This is a genomic window from Sporomusa sp., assembly GCF_035561255.1.
Lineage (GTDB): Bacteria > Bacillota > Negativicutes > Sporomusales > Sporomusaceae > Sporomusa.
This window is the reverse complement of the sequence record NZ_DATMXX010000294.1, coordinates 1-2,118: the sequence shown is the minus strand read 5'-3', so window position 1 is coordinate 2,118 and position 2,118 is coordinate 1. Positions and strand designations below refer to the sequence as shown.

Annotated in this window: 3 protein-coding genes; 1 reads left to right on the top strand and 2 read right to left on the bottom strand. The window is 39.6% G+C overall.

All coding sequences use genetic code 11. From position 1 onward, the window contains the following. Positions 1-34: 34 nt before the first annotated feature. Entirely contained in the window at positions 35-688 is a 654-nt protein-coding gene (locus tag VN379_RS15955) for a C40 family peptidase (protein WP_325535616.1), read from the top strand. 44 nt (positions 689-732) lie between these two features. On the opposite strand, the gene VN379_RS15950 is transcribed toward VN379_RS15955, so the two are convergent. Beyond that, entirely contained in the window at positions 733-1,017 is a 285-nt protein-coding gene (locus tag VN379_RS15950) for a hypothetical protein (protein WP_325535614.1), read from the bottom strand. Positions 1,018-1,102: 85 nt separating this feature from the next. Next, positions 1,103-2,118, bottom strand: a 1,016-nt coding sequence (locus VN379_RS15945) for a two-component system sensor histidine kinase NtrB (RefSeq protein WP_325535612.1), incomplete at its 5' end; no start/stop codon positions are given.

Genomic DNA, 2,118 nt, shown 5'->3' with positions numbered 1-2,118 from the left:
GTTGATATAAATATCTTTTGATAAGGAGGGCGTAATGAAACGCTATTCGAATAACATAACACTTATTCTTCTTTTCACGTTTTTTACTACCCTGTTTATGCCGGCAGCACCCGCAAAAGCATTCTCACTTACAGACATCGCTGGCCCTTCTGCTCAAAGCAGCAGTAGTTCTAGTGGAATACTAAACATCCTGCTAGCGCTTTTGCTAGGCAAAGTTCTCGGAAACTCAGACAATAGCAGCAGCGCTAATAATATATCTTCTGCCCTTGGTGCAATAAGCCCCAACACTACTAATACTACTACCAACACTAACACTACAAAAGGCGCAACAATTGTTAAGAGTGCCCAAAAATATATGGGAGTTCCTTATGTCTGGGGTGGTGCAACGCCTGACGGCTGGGACTGTTCCGGTTATACACAATATGTGATGAGAGAAAACGGTATTACGATTCCACGGACAGCAGCTGAACAATATAGTACAGGTGTTGCTATCGAAAAGTCTAATCTAAAAGTAGGCGATATGGTCTTCTTTACAACCTACAAACCGGGTGCCTCTCATGTTGGTTTCTACATGGGTGACGGCAAATTCATCCATGCCAGCTCCGCTGCCAAACAGGTAACTATTAATTCTCTATCTGAAGAATATTATACTGAGCACTACATCGGTGCCCGCAGATATATCCAATAGCTTTTTAATATTCAAGCCATCCATTTATCTGGATGGCTCTTTTTTTATAACACGACACCCTGGTTAGAGTCTTCGGGCAGGTTTACCGAAAAGAACTCTCTTACTATGTCTTGAATATCACTAGGCAGGCGTAAATCATCAAAGTTATTTAATACATAAGCCTGAAGCCCTAATAAGATTTCCGGTGTTATAACAATTGTATTTGCATCTGGTAGAATAGGCAGGGATGTAGTGCTCACAATAGTGATGTTGCTTGCTGGATTCATTAACGCCGGCAGATTTGTATAAACAAAATTAACTAAAATATCCTGCCAATCTGATTGAATCATAGTTAACACCTCTTATATAATCTAAATGACCCAGTAAACCCGGCAAGTAGTTGCTCTTACATATGTTGAGCTTGCGAGGAATCAATCAAAACCGGATATCAAATCTAGTTGCAGTGTCAGTCGACTCTACCATAAGTTTAGCCTTATGGCGGGCTACGATACTATAACATACAGCTAATCCCATGCCCATGCCGGTGTCTTTTGTTGTAAAGAATGGCGTACCCAACTTATCCAGCACTTCCGGTGGAATTCTTTTACCATCGTTTTCTACTGTAAGGATTACTTCTTGGTTCGACTCTGAAGTCCTTATTGTAATTGTACCACCACAGTCAGTTGCTTCAATAGCATTTTGCACTAGATTTAAGATTACCTGCCTAATCTCTCTCGTGTCTAAGGAAATCTCAGCAGCTGCACCCAACTGGGTCTTAATTGTTCTACCATTCTCTAAAGCATTAGCATTTAGGAGAGGCAACAGGCTATTAATTATTTCGTTTATATTTATTCTTGAAAACTCACTGCGTTTATTTTTTGCCATAGTCAGGAATTCAGTGATAATTGTATTAGCACGATCAAGTTCTTCAATCATGACAGCCGCGGCATCAGTCATGGCTATACTATCCTTTCGTTTTTGAAAAAGTTGAAGATAGCCCCGAACAGTTGTCAAAGGATTACGTATCTCATGCCCAATACTAGCGGCCATCTGGCCAACAAAATTGAGACGATCCAGACGTAACCATTCTTTTTCTAAACATCGACGCTCAGTGATATCTGTAAGTATAATTAAAGCACACTTATTTATACCAAAATCTATAATATCCCCTGATAAATATGCAGTTTTTTCTTCGTTAAAACTTGTAATATAATGAATCTCCTCATTTCTAATCTGACTATGATCTCGCATCATTTGTCTGAGCCTTACAGCTATACTGCCACCATCTCCTAAGTCGATTTCAGTAGTATTTTTATTAATTATGTCGCCTCTATTCATCCCAATATTCTCTATAAAGGCCTCGTTTACATCAACATACCTTCCCGCTAAGGTAACTATGGCCATCATACATGGATTAGTATGAAATAAGATAGTAAAGCGTTCTTCCGCAC